1 pseudogene is annotated in these 764 nt (G+C 51.3%); it reads left to right on the top strand.

Annotated elements, in window-relative coordinates:
* Positions 1 to 138: 138 nt before the first annotated feature.
* A pseudogene (locus ACR0DU_RS21325) lies at positions 139 to 711 on the top strand (IS6 family transposase); the annotation flags it as partial.
* Positions 712 to 764: the final 53 nt, after the last annotated feature.

Below are 764 nucleotides of genomic sequence, written 5' to 3' on the forward strand. Positions count from 1 at the left end.
CGGATGTGTCGCAAACTCTGGGGTCTAGTTGACGAGCCTGTGTGATCTGACGATTGTTTCCGCCGAATAGATTTCGAACAGGTTACTTGAGCATGATCTCATTGAAGGGCTGTCATTTCCCAAGGATGCTGTTTTGTACGCGGTGTGCGAGTTGACCATGTCACATTGGATAGGTGGGTTGTGAAATACTCGCCGATCGTCGCAGCTCGTGCGCAATCAAAGAAACGCCCAACGTTGAGCTCCTGGCGTATGGAGGAGACCTATATTCCTGTTCGCGGCAAATGGATCTACCTCTATCGGGCCGTCGACAAGGCAGGAAATACCCATGATTTCACGCTGTCTGAGCGCTGGAACCGTCCAGCGACAGCCAGGTTCTTTGCCAAAGCTCTGTCGTCAAATGGAATCCCGAGCAAGATCGTCATCGACAAAAGCGGAGCCAACGCAGTGGGCATTCGAGAGGTGAACAAAATCCTTAATCGGTTTGGTTGCACCGCCAAAATTCATACAGTCAGGTCCAAGTATTTAAACAACCTGATCGAGCAGGATCATCGGTTTATCAAGCGACGCATCCGGCACATGTGCGGGTTCAAATCGTTCAGATCCGCCTCGGCCACACTGGACGGCATTGAGGTCGCCAACATGATCCGAAAGCAGCAATTCCACAGCAATACGACGTCTGGCTTTCAGCTATTCGCCGAGATCGCAGGATAGGTGTATCCAGCAAGTCGCTGACTTTGGCCGTTCCAAATATTTGCGACACATCC

The sequence above is a fragment of the Ruegeria sp. G2 genome (assembly GCF_056533505.1).